This is a genomic window from Bacteroides sp. CACC 737, from assembly GCF_013874375.1.
Taxonomy (GTDB): Bacteria; Bacteroidota; Bacteroidia; order Bacteroidales; family Bacteroidaceae; genus Bacteroides; species Bacteroides uniformis.
The window spans coordinates 405,494-424,254 of the sequence record NZ_CP059408.1; the positions used below are offsets into that span (position 1 = coordinate 405,494).

Genomic DNA, 18,761 nt, shown 5'->3' on the forward strand with positions numbered 1-18,761 from the left:
AAAGAAAATTATGGGAACAGGAATGATAGGAATGCAATGGATTATTTTTATCGGTATTGCCGTCGTCAGCTGGCTGGTACAGATGAATCTTCAGAACAAATTCAAGAAGTACTCTAAAATCCCTACCGGCAACGGAATGACGGGAGCAGACGTGGCCTTGAAGATGCTGCACGACAATGGCATCTACGATGTGACTGTGACGCATACTCCTGGACATCTGACCGACCATTATAATCCTGCCAATAAGACAGTAAACCTGAGTGAGAGTGTTTATAGCAGTAACAGCATCATGGCTGCTGCCGTTGCAGCCCACGAATGTGGCCACGCTGTGCAGCATGCGCGTGCATACGCTCCGTTGACAATGCGCAGCAAACTGGTGCCGGTAGTCTCTTTCGCCTCACAGTGGATGACGTGGCTGCTGCTGGCAGGTATTTTGATGCTGAACTCTTTCCCGCAACTGTTACTGGCGGGTATTATACTGTTTGCGTTGACTACTTTGTTCAGCTTCATCACCTTGCCGGTGGAAATCAATGCAAGTAAGCGTGCGCTGGTATGGCTTAGCAATTCCGGCATTACAAATTCATATAATCATGCACAAGCGGAAGATGCACTGCGTTCGGCTGCCTATACGTATGTAGTGGCTGCTCTCGGTTCGCTTGCTACCTTGATTTATTATATCATGATATTCTTGGGACGCAGAGATTAAGTATATGATGCAGACATAAAAACAGACCATCTGTTCCATACGGACAGATGGTCTGTTTGCTTTAGATGGATAGTCTGTTTATATCAAACAGCTCATCTGTTGTGTATTATTCAACCTTTTCTGTAAAGGTGTAAGTTCAAAGCTTGTTTTTGTCACTTTTATACTGCAGTAATGGCATAAAGATAAACATTCTCTTTTCTCAATCAATAAAATACTGTAACTTTGTCGTCCGATTTTTAAAATGATTGAACTGATTATGGCAGCAAAACCAAGTATTCCGAAAGGAACCCGTGACTTCTCGCCCGTAGAAATGGCGAAGCGTAACTATATATTCAATACGATTCGTGAAGTGTATCACCTCTATGGCTTCCAGCAGATAGAAACGCCCTCAATGGAAATGCTTTCTACCTTGATGGGGAAGTATGGTGAGGAAGGTGACAAGCTCTTGTTCAAAATACAGAATTCTGGTGATTATTTCTCCGGACTTACGGACGAAGAACTGTTGAGCCGTAATGCAGTGAAGCTTGCCAGTAAGTTCTGCGAGAAAGGTTTGCGCTATGACCTCACAGTACCTTTTGCCCGTTACGTGGTGATGCACCGCGATGAAATAACTTTCCCTTTCAAACGTTATCAGATACAACCCGTGTGGCGTGCCGACCGTCCGCAGAAAGGGCGTTATCGTGAATTCTATCAATGCGATGCCGACGTGGTAGGCAGCGATTCCTTGCTGAGCGAAGTGGAACTGATGCAGATTGTAGATACGGTATTTACTCGCTTCGGCATCCGTGTTTGTATCAAGATTAACAACCGCAAGATATTGAGTGGCATTGCCGAAATCATCGGTGAGTCTGACAAGATTGTGGATATTACTGTGGCCATCGATAAGTTGGATAAGATAGGTCTGGATAATGTCAATGCCGAGTTGAAAGAGAAAGGCATCAGTGACGAGGCTATCGCTAAACTGCAACCTATCATTTTGTTGAGCGGAAGTAATGAAGAGAAACTCGCAACTCTGAAGGAGGTCCTTGCTGCCAGCGAGACTGGACTGAAAGGTGTGGAGGAAAGTGAATTTATCCTTTCCACTTTGAAGAATCTCGGCTTAAAGAATGAAATCGAGTTGGACTTGACATTGGCTCGTGGCTTGAATTACTATACCGGCGCCATCTTCGAAGTAAAGGCGCTTGATGTGCAAATCGGCAGTATCACCGGTGGAGGACGTTACGACAATTTGACGGGTGTATTCGGCATGTCCGGTGTCAGTGGTGTAGGCATCTCGTTCGGTGCAGACCGCATCTTTGATGTGCTGAATCAGCTCGACCTTTATCCGAAAGAAGCAGTGAATGGTACTCAGCTGTTGTTTATCAACTTTGGTGAGAAAGAAGCTGCATTCTCCATGAATGTACTTGCCGGGGTTCGTGCGGCAGGTATTCGTGCCGAGATTTTTCCCGATGCAAGCAAGATGAAGAAGCAGATGGGGTATGCGAACTCTAAAGCCATTCCGTTTGTGGCTTTGGTAGGGGAGAATGAGATGAATGAGGGTAAGGTGACATTGAAAAACATGGAGACCGGTGAGCAGAAAATGGTCACTCCCCAAGAGTTGGTTAGCGAACTGAAATAATAAAAACTGAAATACATTTAAAAAGGAGCATAAAGTTGCTCCTTTTTTTGTATATTTATGGCACGAATATAAGTATTTGTAATAGTGGCGTAGGAGAAATGAAACATCCTGCATTTATCTTTGTACTGACAAAAAAGGAGGTTCTTATGGTTTCTGTTGAGCTTAAGCAAGAAAAACACAATGCCCTCGTCAGTTTCCTGATGATTGTCATAGCGGTATTGTTCCTGCTCTATATGGGCAGTTCATTAGTGCATTCTACAAAAGCGTTCTGGGAAAATTATTCCATAGAAGAGCTGCTGGAATAGAAGGAATTCAAGTCAAATCACTACCTTTGTCGGCAAAACATACTGCCGATGATACTTTATTTTACCGCAACCGGAAACTCACACTGGATTGCAGAATTGCTTGCAGAGGCTACGCATGATACTGCCGTCAGCATTGTTGATTGCCTTAAGCAAGGCCTGATACCCGCAGAGCTGTCAAAAGCTGACAGAGTGGGTATTGTTTTTCCGGTGCACTCATGGTATGCCCCCCGTGTCTTGATTGATTTTTTGTCGCAGCTCCGGTTGCCGGACTGCCGTTATCGTTATGCCGTGTGTACATGCGGGGACGATGTGGGAAAGGGAATGAACCGTCTGGCGGAGCATTTTCCGTTGGATGCTGCTTGGTCTGTTGCAATGCCTAATACCTACGTACCGATGTTCGACTTGGACGATGAGGCGCTTTGTCGTAAGAAGATAGAGAATGCACGGCTTGCCATTACTTCAATTGTGGAGGATGTCATTGCACGGAAGAAGGCTTGGAACGTGCATGAAGGCGGTGCTGCCTGGCTGAAAACGTATGTAGTGAATCCTTTGTTTGTACGTTTCATCATTGGTAGCAAGGGATTTCATGTAGATGAAGGCTGTATCTCTTGCGGAATATGCAGTAAATCTTGTCCGGTAGGTAATATCCGGTTGGTGGATGGGCGTCCGGTGTGGGGAAAGCACTGCATTCATTGTATGGCTTGTTTGCATTTTTGCCCCCGGAAAGTGATACAGTATGGAAAAGCGACACAGAAGAAGGGAAGATACCGGTTGGGAGATTATCTTTGTCGCTTTACCACTCCCACATAAATCAGCAGAATAACATTCATTACCAGTGCGTAGATAATGGCAGGTATTGCAATAATGTCATTGTTGAATACAAACGGGCTACTGGCAACGGCAATTGCCTGTGCGGCATTTTGCATACCGATTTCTATAATGAGTGTACGTTGTTCTTTTCGGTTGAGGTACATGGACTTCGATAGCAGTACGCCGCCTCCTATAGCCAGCAGGATAAGAACGGAGATGCAGATTCCTAGTTTGCCGAATTGGTCGGTGATGGTGGAATGGTGCTGTATGAAGAAGATAGTCGCCAGCAGGATAAGTGCGGGAAAAGCTATCTTCGACAATGTCTTATGAATCCTTTCTGCCATTTGCGGACGGTAACGCTTTGTGAGTATACCGGCTACAATGGGAAGGAGCATCAGGGCCAGGTTCTGTATGATGAGGCTGCCTATAGGGAGATGGACGTCTATGTTCAGATTGTTGTCTACATAGTGTGTGGCGGATTCCATAATCATGGGGATGGTGAATAATGTGATAATACTGCTGCATGCCGTCAGTGACACGGACAATGCTACGTCTCCTTTAGCTATCATGGAGAAGATGTTGGATGAACTGCCACCTGGCGAGCAGGCTATGAGCATGATGCCGATAAAAAACAAAGGTTCGAGCTGGAAGACATGTCCTAAAGCAAATGCCAGCGTCGGCAGTAGGATAATTTGACCTGCCAGTCCGGCAATGATGGGGCGGGGGCGTTTGCGGAACAGTTTAAAGTCTTCGGTTTGTAATGTCAGTCCCAGTTCAAACATCAATAAGGTAAGAATGGGGAGGACTATCCATATTGCATTCATAAGTCAAATCATTTTGGAGGCTGCAAAGATAGCAAATCTTGTTTATACTTTGTCATTTTGTCAGTCTTTGTCTGCCAAACAAACAGCTTGTCGGTTTGGCACGGTTTTCGTAAGTTGTTTATTGCTTGTTTAAAGCGAAATTACTATTATAATAAATGTATAACATATAAAACAAAAAGACTATGAACATTAAACCATTAGCAGACAGAGTGCTGATACTCCCTGCACCTGCAGAAGAAAAGACAATTGGCGGTATCATTATTCCTGATACAGCGAAAGAGAAACCTTTGAAAGGTGAAGTTATTGCAGTAGGCAACGGAACAAAAGACGAAGAAATGGTGTTGAAGGTTGGTGACACAGTGTTGTATGGCAAGTATGCTGGTACTGAACTGGAAGTTGAAGGAACCAAGTACCTCATCATGCGTCAAAGCGATGTGCTCGCTGTTTTGGGATAATTTTTAATTAGTAAACCGTTAAATAGTAAATAAAATTATGGCAAAAGAAATATTATTCAATATCGATGCCCGCGACCAATTGAAGAAAGGTATCGACACACTGGCAAATGCAGTGAAAGTAACCCTCGGCCCTAAAGGTCGTAACGTTATCATCGAAAAGAAATTCGGTGCTCCCCACATCACGAAAGATGGTGTAACGGTAGCTAAAGAAGTTGAGTTGGCAGACGCATATCAGAATACCGGCGCACAGCTGGTAAAGGAAGTTGCTTCCAAGACCGGTGATGATGCAGGTGATGGTACTACAACCGCTACTGTTTTGGCTCAGGCCATCGTCGCCGAAGGCTTGAAGAACGTGACTGCCGGTGCCAGCCCGATGGATATCAAACGCGGTATCGACAAGGCTGTTGCCAAAGTGGTTGATTCTATCAAAGGACAGGCAGAGAAAGTGGGTGACAATTATGACAAGATTGAACAAGTTGCTTCTGTTTCTGCCAACAATGACCCCGTTATCGGTAAGCTGATTGCAGACGCTATGCGCAAAGTTTCCAAAGACGGTGTCATCACTATCGAAGAGGCCAAGGGTACTGATACTACTATCGGTGTGGTTGAAGGTATGCAGTTCGACCGTGGCTACCTCTCTGCTTACTTCGTTACCAACACGGAGAAGATGGAGTGCGAAATGGAGAAACCGTACATCCTGATTTATGATAAAAAGATTTCCAACTTGAAAGACTTCCTGCCTATTCTTGAACCGGCAGTACAGACCGGTCGTCCTTTGCTGGTTATTGCAGAAGATGTGGATAGCGAAGCGCTGACAACTTTGGTTGTAAACCGTCTGCGTTCTCAGTTGAAGATTTGTGCAGTGAAGGCTCCGGGCTTCGGTGACCGTCGCAAGGAAATGTTGGAAGATATTGCAGTGCTGACCGGTGGTGTTGTCATCAGCGAGGAAAAAGGTCTGAAGCTGGAACAAGCTACTATCGAAATGTTGGGTACTGCCGACAAGGTAACTGTTTCCAAGGATAATACAACTATTGTAAACGGTGCCGGTGATAAAGAAAACATCAAGGAACGTTGCGAGCAAATCAAGGCTCAGATTGTATCTACGAAATCTGATTATGACAAGGAAAAACTGCAGGAACGTCTGGCCAAGTTGTCTGGCGGTGTAGCTGTTCTTTATGTAGGTGCTGCTTCTGAGGTTGAAATGAAGGAAAAGAAAGACCGTGTAGACGATGCGCTTCGTGCTACCCGTGCCGCTATCGAAGAAGGTATTGTTCCTGGTGGTGGTGTAGCCTATATCCGTGCATTGGATGCTCTGGAAGGCTTTAAGGGTGACAATGTAGATGAAACAACCGGTATTGACATCATCAAACGTGCTATTGAAGAACCGTTGCGCCAGATTGTTGCCAACGCTGGTAAAGAAGGTGCTGTTGTTGTACAGAAAGTGCGTGAAGGCAAGGCAGACTTTGGTTACAATGCCCGTACAGATGTTTATGAAAACCTGCATGCAGCTGGTGTGGTAGATCCTGCCAAGGTTACTCGTGTGGCTCTTGAGAATGCCGCTTCTATTGCAGGCATGTTCTTGACTACAGAATGTGTAATCGTAGAGAAGAAAGAGGATAAGCCCGAAATGCCGATGGGTGCTCCCGGAATGGGCGGCATGGGTGGAATGATGTAAGACTTTTCCCCTGATTGCTTAATCAAATAGAAGAGAGGTTGTGTCAAAATGCTGACACAGCCTTTTTTTATGCGCAAAGCCCAGACTTTCTCAAGCCCGGGCTTTGTTATTACCCAAAGTTTTCGTATCTTTAGGCATAAAGTTTTTCGTTATGGCAAAGTTACATTTTCGTCCTTACATTCCCAACCAAACTGTTCTTTTTCCACAAAGAATTGATGAAAACATAGCTGCGAACGACCCGGTCCGCATCGTGAATGCTGTTATTGACAACCTCAATCTTGAGAGTTTCAAGAAGCTTTATAAGGAAACGGGCCGTTGTCCTTATCATCCTAAAATGATGCTTAAGGTGATAATCTACGCCTACATGAATAATATCTATTCTTGCCGTAAAATAGAGAAGCACCTCCTTCGTGACATTCATTATATTTGGCTTGCCGGTAATGAGCATCCGGATTTTATCACGATCAACCGTTTTCGTAACCGTGTAAAGGAGGAAATAAATAATGTATTTACCCAGTTGATTTTTGTCCTTGCCGATAAAGGTTTCATCAGCCTTGATGTGGAGTATATTGACGGCACCAAGATTGAATCCAAAGCCAACAAATATACTTTTGTCTGGCGCAAGACAGTCGAACGGAACCGTACGAGACTAATGGATAAAATCCGTATTCTCTTGGAGCAGGTGGATGAAACCATTGCACAGGAGAACTCTATAAAAGACACATCCGTGGAGTTTACTTCCTGCAGGCTCTCTGACATAGTGGATGAACTTAAAGAAGCCCTGGAACGCCAGCCTGCAACAAAGGATAAGGAAGAAAAGAAAGCCCTGCGCAAAAAGAAGAAGCAGGTCAGGGAACTTGAAGGGTATCGTGACAAGCTGATAGAATATGACAATCACCTTGATACCCTTGGAGAACGTAACTCCTATTCCAAGACCGATCCTGGTGCCACATTCATGCGCATGAAAGAAGATGCCATGAAGAACGGGCAGACCAAACCCGGATATAATCTGCAAATAGGTACTGAAAACCAATTTATCACAGACTTCCGTCTGTTTCCCAACCCTACCGATACACTGACCCTCATACCTTTTTTCCACTCTTTCCAGTACCGCTATAACCGTTTACCGAATATCTGCGTGGCAGACTCCGGTTACGGTTCGGAAGAAAATTACCGGTTCATGCAGGAGAATGGGATAGAAACCTTCATCAAGTACAATTACTTCCATAAAGAACAGCGTCCCCGTTATACTCCCAACCCGTTCCATGCCGAAAGTCTCCATTACAATGCCCAAGAGGATTATTACGTTTGTCCTATGGGACAGCACATGAACCGTATAGGAACCAAACGTGACAAGACAGCGAGCGGATACATCACCGAAAGTGCCCGGTATAAAGCAAAAAGATGCGAAGGTTGCCCTTTGCGTGGCAGTTGTTTTAAAGCTCGGGGGAACCGTATTATAGAAGTCAACCACCGATTAAATCAATACAAACGGCAGGCACGGGAAAGGTTGCTCTCAGAAGAAGGTATCAAGCATAGAGGCAGGAGGTGTATAGAACCAGAAGCTGTGTTTGGACAAATGAAATACAACATGGCATACAGAAGATTCCGGCATGTGGGAGAAGACAAGGTTACAATGGACTTTGCTTTCTTTGCTATAGCCTTTAATATCAAAAAAATGTGTGCTAAACTGATAAAAGAAGGAAAGGGGCTCATTACAGTTGCCAAATATTTGTTTATGGGACTATTTATAACCCGATATAATTGGAATATAGCAACTTGCTGCCAAATGCATGAGGAAAAAGTAGCATAGCCAAAAGAAAATATAGCAGAACTTAAAATATAAAAGAGGTTGTGCCAACGTTTTGACACAACCTCTTTTTGTTTCATTTTCCTTCTTGATTATCAATAAAAAGAGTGTAATATTACAAAAGTGTTGCAAAAACGGTTCATTTTTATATCTTTTGTTCGTTTTTGTTGTTAGTTAAATAAAAAATCATATCTTTACCCTTTGTAAAGATAACCTAATCAACAAGAGCTATTAACCTTTTTAATTAAAGAGAAAAATGAACAAAAGCGAAATTGGACTAAATGCTGGGAAAGTTTGGCAGTTGCTTAGCGATTATACCAGATGGAGCTACGATTCTTTAAAGAGGAAGTCCAGACTGAAGGACAAGGAATTGGGAGCCGCATTGGGGTGGCTTGCCCGTGAGGACAAGATTGAAATTCATCAGGAAGAAGATGAACTTTATGTTTCACTAGGGGTAAATGTTTATATCGGATAAAGGGAACCGAGTGAATGGATTGATTGAGGGGCACAGATTTCATAGTGCGGAAGCATTTTCTGCCGGGGGGATGAAATCTGTGCTCCTTTGTTTTTTCATGTTGCAGAATATTCTTTCCTTTGCACATTCTTTTCAATGAACAAAAACAGAATGACTATGAGAAGTTTTGCTTCAGACAATAATTCAGGCGTACATCCGCTGGTAATGGAGGCGCTGAACCGGGCCAACCGTGACCATGCTATTGGTTATGGGGATGATCCTTGGACAGAGGAGGCTGTCCGTAAAATAAGGGAAGCGTTTACGCCGGATTGCGAACCGTTGTTCGTATTCAACGGTACGGGCAGTAATGCGGTGGCTTTGCAGCTGTGTACCCGCCCTTATAATTCCATTATTTGTGCAGAGACTGCACATATCTATGTCGATGAATGCGGTGCGCCTGCCCGCATGACAGGTTGTCAGATTCGTCCTATAGCTACCCCTGACGGCAAGCTGACGCCCGATTTAGTCCGTCCTTATTTGTGCCATTTCGGCGAACAGCATCATTCGCAGCCCGGAGCCATCTATATTTCGCAATGTTCGGAGCTGGGCACTGTCTATAAGCCAGACGAATTGCGGGCTTTGACGGATTTGGCCCATCGGCATGGCATGTATGTCCATATGGACGGAGCCCGTCTGGCAAATGCTTGTGCAGCCTTGAATCTTGGCTTTAGGGAACTGACAGTGGATTGCGGGATAGATATCCTCAGTTTCGGTGGTACGAAAAATGGACTGATGTTGGGAGAAAGCGTGGTTGTCTTTAACCCAGCCTTAAAGAAGGAAGCTTATTTTGTGCGCAAGCAGTCGGCACAGCTCGCATCCAAGCTCCGCTATCTGTCCTGCCAGTTCACTGCTTACCTGACGGACAGCCTTTGGCTGAAAAATGCCGCGCATGCCAATCGTATGGCAAAGATTCTTTACGACGGATTGAAGGAGTTGCCAGGTGTGCATTTTACGCAGAAGGTGGAAAGTAACCAGCTTTTCCTTACGATGCCCCGTCCGGTGATTGACGAGCTGTTGAAGGAGTATTTCTTCTACTTCTGGGATGAGGCCATCCACGAAATCCGTTTTGTAACCTCTTTTGATACTACGGAAGAAGATATCGAGCAATTGCTGCAATCGGTAAAAAGGCTTCTCTGAAATATATAAAAGCTCCTAACCTTCACAGGCTGGGAGCTTACTTCGAAACTTTCCCCTCTTGGGGGTAGGGGAAGGTTTACTGAAAACAAACCGATTGAATATTTACCTTAAATACCTTTGCACGATAACTTTTTTAACTAACCTTTTCAATAAATCCTTGTTAGAGTATGCTTATATACCGATAGCCTCGCGGACCGGTACAAAAGTATAGCCTTTTCGTTTCAGCGTCTTAATCATCTTGTCCAGATAGCCATTATAGAACTTGTCTGTGCGGCGGTCGTCCGTTCCGAAGTGTATCAGCATTAGGTGTCCGTTCAGACCTTCTTTCTTTTCCACCTCCATAATCTTGTCGTAGATGAATTTGCTGCTCCGGTACTTCTGTCCCATGTCCGGAGTGGTGTAGTCGGCATTGCTCATGGTACCAGGGGTATAGTTGATGACTTGAATACCCATATTCTTTGCCCAGGCGGATATTTCCTTGTTATAGTATTCGTAAGGAGGAATATAGACGGGAGCGTCTTTGTATTCGATACTTGCCTTACGGAGGGTCTCGTAGCTTCTCATCATATCGTTCTCAAACTCTTCGCGGGTGACCAGCAGAGAATCACGGTCTTCCCAAGGCATGTACAACAGATGTCCGTAACTGTGGCTGCCTACAAAATGCCCTTCGTCGAGCAGGCGTTTCACTACATCGGGATAGAGTTCATAGAACTCTCCGGTAAAGAAGAAGCCACCTTTGATGCCATGCTTCTTCAAGGTGCTGATGATGGCATCGGCACCGTCTGCTTTGTCGGCGGCAGTGAATACGAGGGTGATTTGCTTTTTTGAGGGATCGGTGCGGATAATGCCTCCGTCCACATATACATTCTTGTCATTTGGGATACCGGCTTGCTTCATTCCATCCTTCTGCATGGCAGAGAGGTAGTACGTGAGGCAGGCGGTTCCGTCCATGGTAGGCTCATTGGTGGAATAGTCGTGGATGGCGTCGTGATATACCATCAGGTCTGGCTGGAAGCGTTCGTAGTCTTGTCCGGGAGTTCCGGGAATTCCCGTCATATTGACACCGCGCAGGCTTTCGAAGATGGTACGATAGACAGGACCGTCCACCAGTCCGCCGGTAGTATTGCCCACGCCTGCATTCAGCAGTGAGGAGTGGGGTTGCGAGGGATAGTCTCCGTAAAGGGGAAGTTCCACAATCATGCTGGTTCCCCAAGGGTTACAGCCGAACAGCCAGTCGCGCAGGGAGGCTTCCATTTCGGCGTATGTGTCATCGCCGGTGGTTTCACGGTACAGCCGGCATTGGGTTAGCATGGCGGTAGTCAGATTGTTGGAACACCAGATGTAGGGTATACCGTGCAGGAAGGGGCTTTCTACCGCTTTCTCGTACGTGCGTTCAATGCCCGTACGCATGTTGCGGATGAATTCCTTGCTGATGCGGCTGTTGTCCACTTTGGCAAGATGGTAGTGCCCCATGTTCATGAACGGATACCATTGGTAGTGGCGTGCACTGTCGGCGCCCATCCAAGGAGTCACCGGTTCGCGACGTCCGTATTCAAGGGCTTGGGCCAGGTATTTGTTGTCGCCGGTGGCTTTGTACAGTTCCATGGCTCCCAGTTCCATATCGTCCACCCAGTTGTCCTCTTCGTAAATGTAGGGAGACAAGACAGAGGCAGTCTGGCATGCTCCCGGTTTCTTTACGCCTTCCTGATAGGCGGCATCGGCCTTGGCTTCGATTTCTGCTGCAAATTTAGGATAGTAGTCTTTCAGTATCTTGGCGCCTAAAGCGAAGCAGGAGGCAAACTTGCCGGCAGTGCTTGCCACTCCGGTCGTTGCATTCTTGAACTCTCCACGTACTTGCGGTTCGCCACTGCAAAAGTAAACGGGGCGTCCTTTACCCGGTCCGTAGCCGTAATCCACCAGGTCTTTGTTAGGTAGGCGCATTCCGGCATGGTCACGGTCATCGGCTATCTGGTTGTACAGCTCGCCCGGAGCAGGATTCATCCGGTTCAGCCAGTCCAGTCCCCACTTGATTTCGTCCACGATGTCGGGAATGCCGTTGGCTCCCGGATGTCCGGCTGCATCATAGGCGTCACCGAATGATTCCGGATTTTCCTGATAGGCAAACATCATCTGGTAGATGGCATTGGCGGAGGTGGTGGTGTATTGCAGATAGTCCGTAGCATCGTGCCAGCCTCCGCGGACGTCTATATGTTGTCCGGTTTTGGTGGGATGATAGACGATGTAGCCGTCGTGCACGTGGCAGCTGTCTTTCAGGAACGGATTATAGCCGCAGCGTTGCTGCCGCATGTAGTGCAGCAGGTAGTCTGCGGTACCGTTGTAGACTTGTGCATTGATGGGGAAACGGGGGGAGACCGCTTTGCCTGCTTTCAGATAATACGTGCCCGGTTCTGTGAAATCACTGAAGTTCAACCGGTAGGTACTTTTCATACCTCCCATCTTGCCGGTGGCTTTGGCTGTGTTGAAGGTACGCACCACCTTTCCGGTGAAAGCGTCAATCAATGAATAATTTCCTACGTTTGTTCCTTCCTCGCTCATGAATACAGCGACTTTGACGGATTGCGGCAAATAGCCGAGTTGGTTGATTCTGATCCATTCGCCTGCTTTGCCCGGCAGGGCTACGAGAGCGAATATTACCGTTAGGAGCCAATAATTACTTTTCATAATGGGGGTTTTTAATCTAAGGTTGGGGATTATATATAAAACAAATTTTCCTTATTACAAATAAAGTATTTTCTGTCAATTTTAGGAAGATTTAGGATGAATAATTAGACGATATTAGGTGTCGTTTACACTATTTTGGTGTTTTATAGACGTGAAATAAGTGTTTGGTTGAAACTAAATGTTTGTTTATCACGTAATTATTATGCTTGATGATGCTTTTTAATTTTCGTTTACCTATTTTAGTAATGCGTAAAACAAATTGGCGTGTTATTTGTTTTATAGTATTTAGACAATAAAACTAATAGACTATGGCTTATATTGATTACTATCAGGTCCTTGGAGTGGACAAAAAGGCATCTCAGGATGACATCAAGAAAGCGTTCCGCAAGCTGGCGCGCAAGTACCATCCTGACTTGAATCCGAACGATGCTACGGCCAAGGATAAGTTTCAGGCTATTAACGAGGCGAATGAGGTGCTGAGTGATCCTGAAAAGAGAAAGAAATATGATGAATATGGTGAACACTGGAAACATGCCGACGAGTTTGAGGCGCAGAAGCGGGCACAGCAGCAAGCCGGGGGCTTCGGGGGATTTGGCGGTTCCGGTTTTGGAGGTTCCGGTGCGGGATTTGGTACGGACGGAGGCGGTACGTATTGGTATTCTTCCGACGGTCAGGAATTTTCGGGCAGTAATGCCGGTGGTTTCTCAGACTTCTTCGAACAGATGTTCGGTCATCGTACGCGCGGCGGAGGCGGTGCCAATGCCGGTTTCCGCGGGCAGGATTATCATGCGGATTTGAACCTATCGCTTCGTGAGGCTGCGAAGACCCATAAACAGATATTGACGGTGAATGGTAAGCAAGTGCGTATTACCATTCCGGCCGGTGTGGCCAACGGACAGGTCATCAAACTGAAAGGCTATGGTGGCGAGGGTATCAACGGAGGTCCTGCTGGTGACTTGTACATCACGTTTGTGATTCCGGATGACTCGGTATTCAAGCGTTTGGGAGATGATTTGTATGTAGATGTGACCGTTGACCTTTATACAGCCCTGCTGGGTGGCGACCAGTTAGTGGATACTTTGGATGGTCAGGTGAAGCTGAAGGTGAAACCCGAAACCCAGAACGGGACTAAGGTACGTCTGAAGGGCAAGGGCTTTCCCGTATATAAGAAGGAGGGACAGTTTGGCGATCTCATCGTGACTTATTCCGTGAAGTTGCCGACGAATCTGACGGAACAGCAGAAAGAGATGTTCCGTAAAATTAAGGGTATGAACTAATGAAAGGAGAACGGAGTATGCAGAACGAATGGATTGTCATCAGCGAATATTGTGACAAGTGTCATATAGAGCCCACTTTTATTGATATGTTGTGCGAAAGTGGGCTGATAGATGTGGAGCAGGAAGGTGGAGAACGTTATCTTCCTTTCTCCGAGTTGCCGGATGTGGAACGGTACAGCCGTATGTACTACGACCTTTCTATCAATATGGAAGGGATTGATGCCATCCATCATCTGCTGGCAAGGATGGAAGAGATGCAGCGGGAGATACACTCGCTGCGCGGCAGGCTGAGGCTGCACGGAGAGTATTAATTTTCCTTTCGTCTCTTTGAGAGCTTTTGTCCCTTTAAGAAGGAGCAAGCAGGAAATTTTTCAGAAAAAACAAGCGGGCATCGGAGAGTTTAGCTACTCCGGTGCCCGCTATATTTGTCTTGTCAAGCAATGCGTTTATTTGCGGTAGCTTTCCAGCTCTTCTGCTTTGAACTTACGGATGAAGTTAAAGTGTTTTTCCACTTCGGCTTCTGCATAGTTCACATACACCAGAGCCGATTTGCCGAACAGTTCGGGAGCCTTTGTCGCATCCTGGATGATGAGATGCGACATGATACATACCGCAGCCATCTCATAGAGGCGACGTGCCACGAAGTCCAGCAATTCCTGATTCTGTGCCTCTTTCACCGCATTGGTGCAGGCTTCGAACTTGTTGGTCATCTCTTTGATGCGGTCCATCAACGGTTGCATTTCTTCGCTGCACGGCACTTGCTCGTAGTCGCGCAAGGTGGCAGAGTATGAGCCGTTTGTTACATAGCGGATAGCAGCTACGGTCTGCAACTGAGTAGTACCTTCGTAGATAGAAGTAATACGTGCATCACGATAGATACGTTGGCAAGCATACTCCAGCATGAAGCCCGAACCGCCGTGAATCTGAATACTGTCGTAAGCATTCTGATTGGCATATTCAGAGTTCATACCTTTGGCCAGCGGAGTGAAGGCGTCGGCAAGTTTGGCATACTTCTTTTGTTCCTGGCGTTCTTCCGGAGTCAGTTTACGTTCGCGGGCGATGTCGTCCAGCGCTTTGTAGATGTCCACGTAGCGGGAAGTCTGGTACAGCAAGGAACGTCCTGCATCCAACTTAGCTTTCATAATAGCCAGCATGTCATATACAGCAGGGAATTCGATGATGGCCTTGCCGAACTGCTTGCGGTCTTTGGCATAAGCCAGACCTTCGTTGTAGGCAGCTTGTGAAAGACCTACTGACTGTGCGGCAATACCCAGACGGGCACCGTTCATCAAAGCCATAACGTATTTAATCAAACCAAGCTTGCGGTCGCCGCAGAGCTCTGCCTTTGCATTCTTGTAAACCAGTTCGCAGGTGGGAGAGCCGTGGATACCCAGCTTGTTCTCGATGCGGCGCACGTCTACACCGCCTTCATTCTTGTCGTAGATGAACATGGACAAGCCACGTCCGTCTTTCGTTCCTTCTTCTGAACGTGCCAGTACGAGGTGGAGATTGGCATCACCGTTAGTGATGAAACGCTTCACACCGTTCAGGCGCCAGCAGTTGTTGGCCTCGTCATAGGTCGCTTTCAGCATTACGCTCTGTAAGTCGGAACCGGCATCCGGTTCTGTCAGGTCCATAGACATGGTTTCTCCGGCACAGACACGTGGTATAAAACGGCTGTGCTGGTCTTCGTTACCGAATTCGTAGAGCGTTTCGATGCAGTCTTGCAGTGACCAGATGTTACCGAAACCGGCATCGGCGGCGGCAACGATTTCCGCACACATGGTGTACGGAGTAATCGGGAAGTTCAAGCCACCGAAACGGCGCGGCATGGTCATACCGTTCAAGCCAGCTTTTACCATGGCGTCGAGGTTCTGCTTAGTGCCGCTGGCATATTCCACGCGGCCGTTGGCACAGTGGGGACCTTCTTCGTCCACGCCTTCGGCATTGGGAGCAATAATCTCTCCGGTAATCTCTCCGGTGATTTCAAGTACCTTGTCAAAAGAGTCCATAGCGTCCGCATAGTCCTGCGGAGCATAGTCATACTTGTCTTTGTCTTGGTAACCGCGTTCTTTCAGTTCGCAGATACGTTCCATCATCGAGTTGTTCAGATGATACTTCAATTCGGGAACTTCGGTATAAAAATTTGCCATAATTTCTTGGTTATTTAGGTATTCTGAAGTATAGGGGCATTGTGAATTTCACTCGCTTGGCCTCTCCGTCCTGATAGCCGGGCGACCAACGGTAGACGTCGGCAATGGCCTTGAAAGCACGTATGGCTTCTTTATCGATGTCATAGCGCACGGACTGGAGGATTTTTGGATAGGTCATCTTGCCTTCTTCGTCTACAACAAACTGCAGGATTACCCTTCCTTCTGCCTTTTGCTTCCAGGCGTCTTCCGGATATTTGGTAACATTGGCCACCAGTTTCATGAGGTTCTCTATTCCTCCGGGGAAGGATGGAAATACGAAATACGGCTGATGTGCCATTTCAGTTCCGTGCTTGTCGAACATCTTTCCATCGGTGCACTGATTCTCTGAATAGTGTTCCTTTCTACGAAGTTTTCCATCGGGATAGTATTGCAGGAGTGTTCCGTCAAGTTTCCCATCACTGTAGCTCCGGGCCAGATGTATGGCACCGTCGGGATAATACACCATGGTTTGCCCCTCCACGCGATTGTCTCTATATACTTCTGTCAGGCTGTCCTTGCCGTTTGCATAGAATGATGTATGCAAGCCTTCCCTTATCCTTTTGCGGGGATTGCTTTTGTATTCGGAGAAATGCCAGACATCCTTCTTTTGTCCTTCCAAAGCATACTCTTCCACCTTGATGCACTTTTTGTTTATCTTGGAAACAAGAGCATACCTGACTGCTTGGATGGAGTCGTCCGTCCATTGGTAATTCTTGTCCAACCAGAGTTTCTCTTGAGCGATAGCGGAAGATATACCTGAAAGAAGAACAAATATAAGAATCAGCCCTTTCATGATTACCTTTATTGTTATTTACTGTGTGATTTATAATATTTTATCATCTTCGGGATAACCTCTTCCACCGTACCGTTGATGACGTAGTCGGCAATCGTATTGATGGGAGCGTTCTCGTCATTGTTGATGGAGATGATAATACCACTTTCCTGCATACCGGCAATGTGCTGGATTTGTCCGCTGATGCCGCAAGCAATATACAGTTTGGGGCGGACAGTGACACCGGTCTGGCCAATCTGGCGGTCATGGTCGGCATAACCGGCATCGACGGCAGCACGGCTGGCGCCTACCTCAGCATGGAGTTCTTTGGCAAGCTCGAACAACATGTCAAAACCTTCCTTGCTTCCCATGCCGTAGCCTCCGGCAATCACGATGGGAGCGCCTTTCAGGTTATGTTTTGCCTTTTCTACGTGGCGGTCGATGACTTTTACCACATAGTCCGTCTCGGGCACGTACTTGGCAACGTCGTGGTTGATGACTTCGCCCTTATAGTCAGCGTCCAGTATCTCTTTCTTCATCACACCTTCGCGAACGGTTGCCATCTGCGGGCGGTGTTCGGGATTCACAATCGTGGCAACGATGTTACCGCCGAATGCGGGACGGATTTGATACAGTAGGTTCTCGTAGGTCTTACCTTCCTTCTTGTCTTCGTGGTTGCCGATTTCCAGTGAGGTACAGTCGGCGGTCAGTCCGCTGGTCAAAGCGGAAGAAACGCGCGGACCGAGGTCGCGACCGATAACGGTGGCGCCCATCAGACAGATTTGCGGCTTTTCTTCTTTGAACAAGTTGATGAGGACAGAGGAGTGGGGAAGGGAAGTATAGGGGAACAAGCCCGGAGCGTCGAATACGTGGAGTTTGTCTACTCCGTAGGGTAATACTTGCTTTTCAATGCCTGCCAGATTGCTTCCGGCAGCAACTGCCTCCAGTTGGCAGCCCAACTGATTGGCTAATTTACGACCTTTGGTCAAGAGTTCGAGACTGACGTCGGCAACTGTTGTGCCTTCTATCTCTAAATATACAAATACATTATTCATAATCTTATCCTATCGTATGGTTGGCTAACAGTTCAACAATCAAATCTTCCACATCCTTGTCGCTGCCCGTCAGCGTTTTGCTTTCTTTGGCTTGGAATGAGATGTTCTGAATGGTCTTCACCTTGGTAGGAGAGCCGCTCAGACCGCATTGTGCAAGGTCGCCGTTCACGTCGGCAACGCTCCATTCCGTGATGTTCAGATAGGGATATTTCTCGTAGAGGTCGGCGTAGGCAAGCTCAGCGCCTTCCTTGGTGATGGCAGCTTTTTCCTGGGCACCGAGGGCGCGTTTGTACTTCTGCACCAGTTTGGCATTGCGTGGGCGGCAGGGGGCGGCACTTCCGTTTACGGTGATGACGATGGGCAGGGGAGCCTCAACGGTTTCCACACCACCGTCGATATGACGTTTCACGGTAATCTTCTTGGCAGCTTTGTCCACGTTCAGAATCTCTTCTGCGTAGGTCACTTGCGTCAGTCCCAGTTTTTCGGCAACTTGCGGACCTACTTGGGCGGTATCACCGTCGATGGCCTGGCGTCCGCCGATGATGACGTCATAGTCGCCTATCTTCTTGATGGCTGTGGCAAGGGCATACGAAGTGGCAAGTGTATCGGCACCTGCAAAAGCGCGGTCAGTCAGCAGATAGCCGTTGTCGGCACCACGGTAAAGTCCTTCACGAATAACTTCGGCTGCACGTCCCGGTCCCATGGTCAGGATGGTAACGGTGGAGCCCGGATGTTCATCTTTCAGTCGGAGAGCCTGTTCAAGAGCGTTCAGATCCTCGGGGTTGAAGATGGCAGGGAGTGCCGCGCGGTTGATGGTTCCGTCGGCTTTCATGGCATCTTTCCCAACGTTGCGTGTGTCGGGAACTTGTTTTGCCAATACAACAATTTTCAAACTCATGCTATTAATTATTAGTATTAGTATTTCTTTG

Annotated in this window: 17 protein-coding genes; 11 read left to right on the forward strand and 6 right to left on the reverse strand. The window is 47.0% G+C overall.

The genetic code is table 11. The features are described 5' to 3' along the window. The first annotated feature begins 10 nt into the window (after positions 1 to 10). The 4 genes from H1A11_RS01830 (at position 11) to H1A11_RS01845 (ending at position 3,439) form a co-directional block, all read left to right on the forward strand. The gene (locus tag H1A11_RS01830; RefSeq protein WP_016273159.1) at positions 11 to 706 is read left to right on the forward strand and encodes a zinc metallopeptidase; all 696 of its coding nucleotides are present in this window, start codon (positions 11 to 13) and stop codon (positions 704 to 706) included. A gap of 256 nt (positions 707 to 962) precedes the next feature. Further along, on the forward strand, positions 963 to 2,324 hold the full coding sequence (hisS, locus tag H1A11_RS01835; protein WP_117601592.1) for a histidine--tRNA ligase: 1,362 nt from the start codon (positions 963 to 965) through the stop codon (positions 2,322 to 2,324). A gap of 146 nt (positions 2,325 to 2,470) precedes the next feature. Continuing rightward, a complete protein-coding gene (locus H1A11_RS01840; protein WP_165491391.1) occupies positions 2,471 to 2,629 on the forward strand; it encodes a hypothetical protein in 159 nt (52 codons plus the stop codon). A 48-nt stretch (positions 2,630 to 2,677) separates the two neighbouring features. Beyond that, entirely contained in the window at positions 2,678 to 3,439 is a 762-nt protein-coding gene (locus H1A11_RS01845) for an EFR1 family ferrodoxin (RefSeq protein WP_117601579.1), read from the forward strand. Here the strand turns inward: H1A11_RS01845 and H1A11_RS01850 are convergent. Continuing rightward, positions 3,409 to 4,263: a bile acid:sodium symporter family protein gene (locus H1A11_RS01850; protein WP_131225918.1), complete on the reverse strand. Its 855-nt coding sequence runs from the start codon at positions 4,261 to 4,263 to the stop codon at positions 3,409 to 3,411. The two genes, H1A11_RS01845 and H1A11_RS01850, sit on opposite strands and share 31 nt — an antisense overlap. Positions 4,264 to 4,445: 182 nt before the next feature. Between H1A11_RS01850 and H1A11_RS01855 the strand changes: the two genes are divergently transcribed. The 5 genes from H1A11_RS01855 to H1A11_RS01875 all read left to right on the forward strand — a co-directional run bounded on the left by H1A11_RS01855 (position 4,446) and on the right by H1A11_RS01875 (position 9,854). Next, positions 4,446 to 4,718 (forward strand): co-chaperone GroES, encoded by a 273-nt coding sequence (locus H1A11_RS01855; RefSeq protein ID WP_004290132.1) that lies wholly within the window; start codon positions 4,446 to 4,448, stop codon positions 4,716 to 4,718. 37 nt (positions 4,719 to 4,755) lie between these two features. Beyond that, positions 4,756 to 6,393, forward strand: a complete 1,638-nt coding sequence (gene groL, locus H1A11_RS01860) for a chaperonin GroEL (protein WP_016273163.1) — start codon at positions 4,756 to 4,758, stop codon at positions 6,391 to 6,393. 151 nt (positions 6,394 to 6,544) lie between these two features. Beyond that, the gene (locus tag H1A11_RS01865) at positions 6,545 to 8,206 is read left to right on the forward strand and encodes an IS1182 family transposase (protein WP_181757606.1); all 1,662 of its coding nucleotides are present in this window, start codon (positions 6,545 to 6,547) and stop codon (positions 8,204 to 8,206) included. Positions 8,207 to 8,459: 253 nt separating this feature from the next. After that, the gene (locus H1A11_RS01870) at positions 8,460 to 8,678 is read left to right on the forward strand and encodes a winged helix-turn-helix domain-containing protein (RefSeq protein WP_117601577.1); all 219 of its coding nucleotides are present in this window, start codon (positions 8,460 to 8,462) and stop codon (positions 8,676 to 8,678) included. Positions 8,679 to 8,834: 156 nt separating this feature from the next. Beyond that, positions 8,835 to 9,854, forward strand: coding sequence for a low specificity L-threonine aldolase (locus H1A11_RS01875; protein WP_138344720.1), 1,020 nt, complete (start codon positions 8,835 to 8,837; stop codon positions 9,852 to 9,854). Between the two features lie 171 nt (positions 9,855 to 10,025). Here H1A11_RS01875 and H1A11_RS01880 read toward each other — a convergent pair whose 3' ends face one another. Next, positions 10,026 to 12,536, reverse strand: coding sequence for a glycoside hydrolase family 9 protein (locus H1A11_RS01880; protein WP_117601575.1), 2,511 nt, complete (start codon positions 12,534 to 12,536; stop codon positions 10,026 to 10,028). Positions 12,537 to 12,844: 308 nt separating this feature from the next. Here H1A11_RS01880 and H1A11_RS01885 point away from each other — a divergent pair, with 308 nt between their 5' ends. Continuing rightward, on the forward strand, positions 12,845 to 13,813 hold the full coding sequence (locus H1A11_RS01885; RefSeq protein WP_117601574.1) for a DnaJ C-terminal domain-containing protein: 969 nt from the start codon (positions 12,845 to 12,847) through the stop codon (positions 13,811 to 13,813). 17 nt (positions 13,814 to 13,830) lie between these two features. Next, positions 13,831 to 14,124 carry a chaperone modulator CbpM gene (locus H1A11_RS01890; protein WP_009036538.1) on the forward strand — a complete coding sequence of 98 codons (294 nt, stop codon included), beginning with the start codon at positions 13,831 to 13,833 and terminating at the stop codon, positions 14,122 to 14,124. Positions 14,125 to 14,259: 135 nt separating this feature from the next. Here the strand turns inward: H1A11_RS01890 and H1A11_RS01895 are convergent, their stop codons facing one another. Genes H1A11_RS01895 through H1A11_RS01910 form a run of 4 tightly spaced genes read right to left on the reverse strand, consistent with a single transcriptional unit; the run spans position 14,260 to position 18,730 of the window. Further along, positions 14,260 to 15,966, reverse strand: a complete 1,707-nt coding sequence (locus H1A11_RS01895; protein ID WP_005826256.1) for an acyl-CoA dehydrogenase family protein — start codon at positions 15,964 to 15,966, stop codon at positions 14,260 to 14,262. A gap of 10 nt (positions 15,967 to 15,976) precedes the next feature. Continuing rightward, positions 15,977 to 16,798 (reverse strand): energy transducer TonB, encoded by an 822-nt coding sequence (locus H1A11_RS01900; protein WP_181757640.1) that lies wholly within the window; start codon positions 16,796 to 16,798, stop codon positions 15,977 to 15,979. Between the two features lie 14 nt (positions 16,799 to 16,812). Next, positions 16,813 to 17,832 carry an electron transfer flavoprotein subunit alpha/FixB family protein gene (locus H1A11_RS01905; protein WP_117601571.1) on the reverse strand — a complete coding sequence of 340 codons (1,020 nt, stop codon included), beginning with the start codon at positions 17,830 to 17,832 and terminating at the stop codon, positions 16,813 to 16,815. Between the two features lie 4 nt (positions 17,833 to 17,836). Continuing rightward, positions 17,837 to 18,730, reverse strand: a complete 894-nt coding sequence (locus H1A11_RS01910; protein WP_117601570.1) for an electron transfer flavoprotein subunit beta/FixA family protein — start codon at positions 18,728 to 18,730, stop codon at positions 17,837 to 17,839. Positions 18,731 to 18,761 lie beyond the last annotated feature (31 nt).

Coding starts and splice junctions, on each gene's coding strand:
- H1A11_RS01870 (WP_117601577.1), top strand. CDS start 8,460: ATGAACAAAAGCGAAATTGGACTAAATGCTGGGAAAGTTTGGCAGTTG.
- H1A11_RS01875 (WP_138344720.1), top strand. CDS start 8,835: ATGAGAAGTTTTGCTTCAGACAATAATTCAGGCGTACATCCGCTGGTA.
- H1A11_RS01855 (WP_004290132.1), top strand. CDS start 4,446: ATGAACATTAAACCATTAGCAGACAGAGTGCTGATACTCCCTGCACCT.
- groL (WP_016273163.1), top strand. CDS start 4,756: ATGGCAAAAGAAATATTATTCAATATCGATGCCCGCGACCAATTGAAG.
- H1A11_RS01880 (WP_117601575.1), bottom strand. CDS start 12,536: ATGAAAAGTAATTATTGGCTCCTAACGGTAATATTCGCTCTCGTAGCC.
- H1A11_RS01830 (WP_016273159.1), top strand. CDS start 11: ATGGGAACAGGAATGATAGGAATGCAATGGATTATTTTTATCGGTATT.
- H1A11_RS01850 (WP_131225918.1), bottom strand. CDS start 4,263: ATGAATGCAATATGGATAGTCCTCCCCATTCTTACCTTATTGATGTTT.
- H1A11_RS01865 (WP_181757606.1), top strand. CDS start 6,545: ATGGCAAAGTTACATTTTCGTCCTTACATTCCCAACCAAACTGTTCTT.
- H1A11_RS01890 (WP_009036538.1), top strand. CDS start 13,831: ATGCAGAACGAATGGATTGTCATCAGCGAATATTGTGACAAGTGTCAT.
- hisS (WP_117601592.1), top strand. CDS start 963: ATGGCAGCAAAACCAAGTATTCCGAAAGGAACCCGTGACTTCTCGCCC.
- H1A11_RS01845 (WP_117601579.1), top strand. CDS start 2,678: ATGATACTTTATTTTACCGCAACCGGAAACTCACACTGGATTGCAGAA.
- H1A11_RS01885 (WP_117601574.1), top strand. CDS start 12,845: ATGGCTTATATTGATTACTATCAGGTCCTTGGAGTGGACAAAAAGGCA.
- H1A11_RS01910 (WP_117601570.1), bottom strand. CDS start 18,730: ATGAGTTTGAAAATTGTTGTATTGGCAAAACAAGTTCCCGACACACGC.
- H1A11_RS01900 (WP_181757640.1), bottom strand. CDS start 16,798: ATGAAAGGGCTGATTCTTATATTTGTTCTTCTTTCAGGTATATCTTCC.
- H1A11_RS01895 (WP_005826256.1), bottom strand. CDS start 15,966: ATGGCAAATTTTTATACCGAAGTTCCCGAATTGAAGTATCATCTGAAC.
- H1A11_RS01840 (WP_165491391.1), top strand. CDS start 2,471: ATGGTTTCTGTTGAGCTTAAGCAAGAAAAACACAATGCCCTCGTCAGT.
- H1A11_RS01905 (WP_117601571.1), bottom strand. CDS start 17,832: ATGAATAATGTATTTGTATATTTAGAGATAGAAGGCACAACAGTTGCC.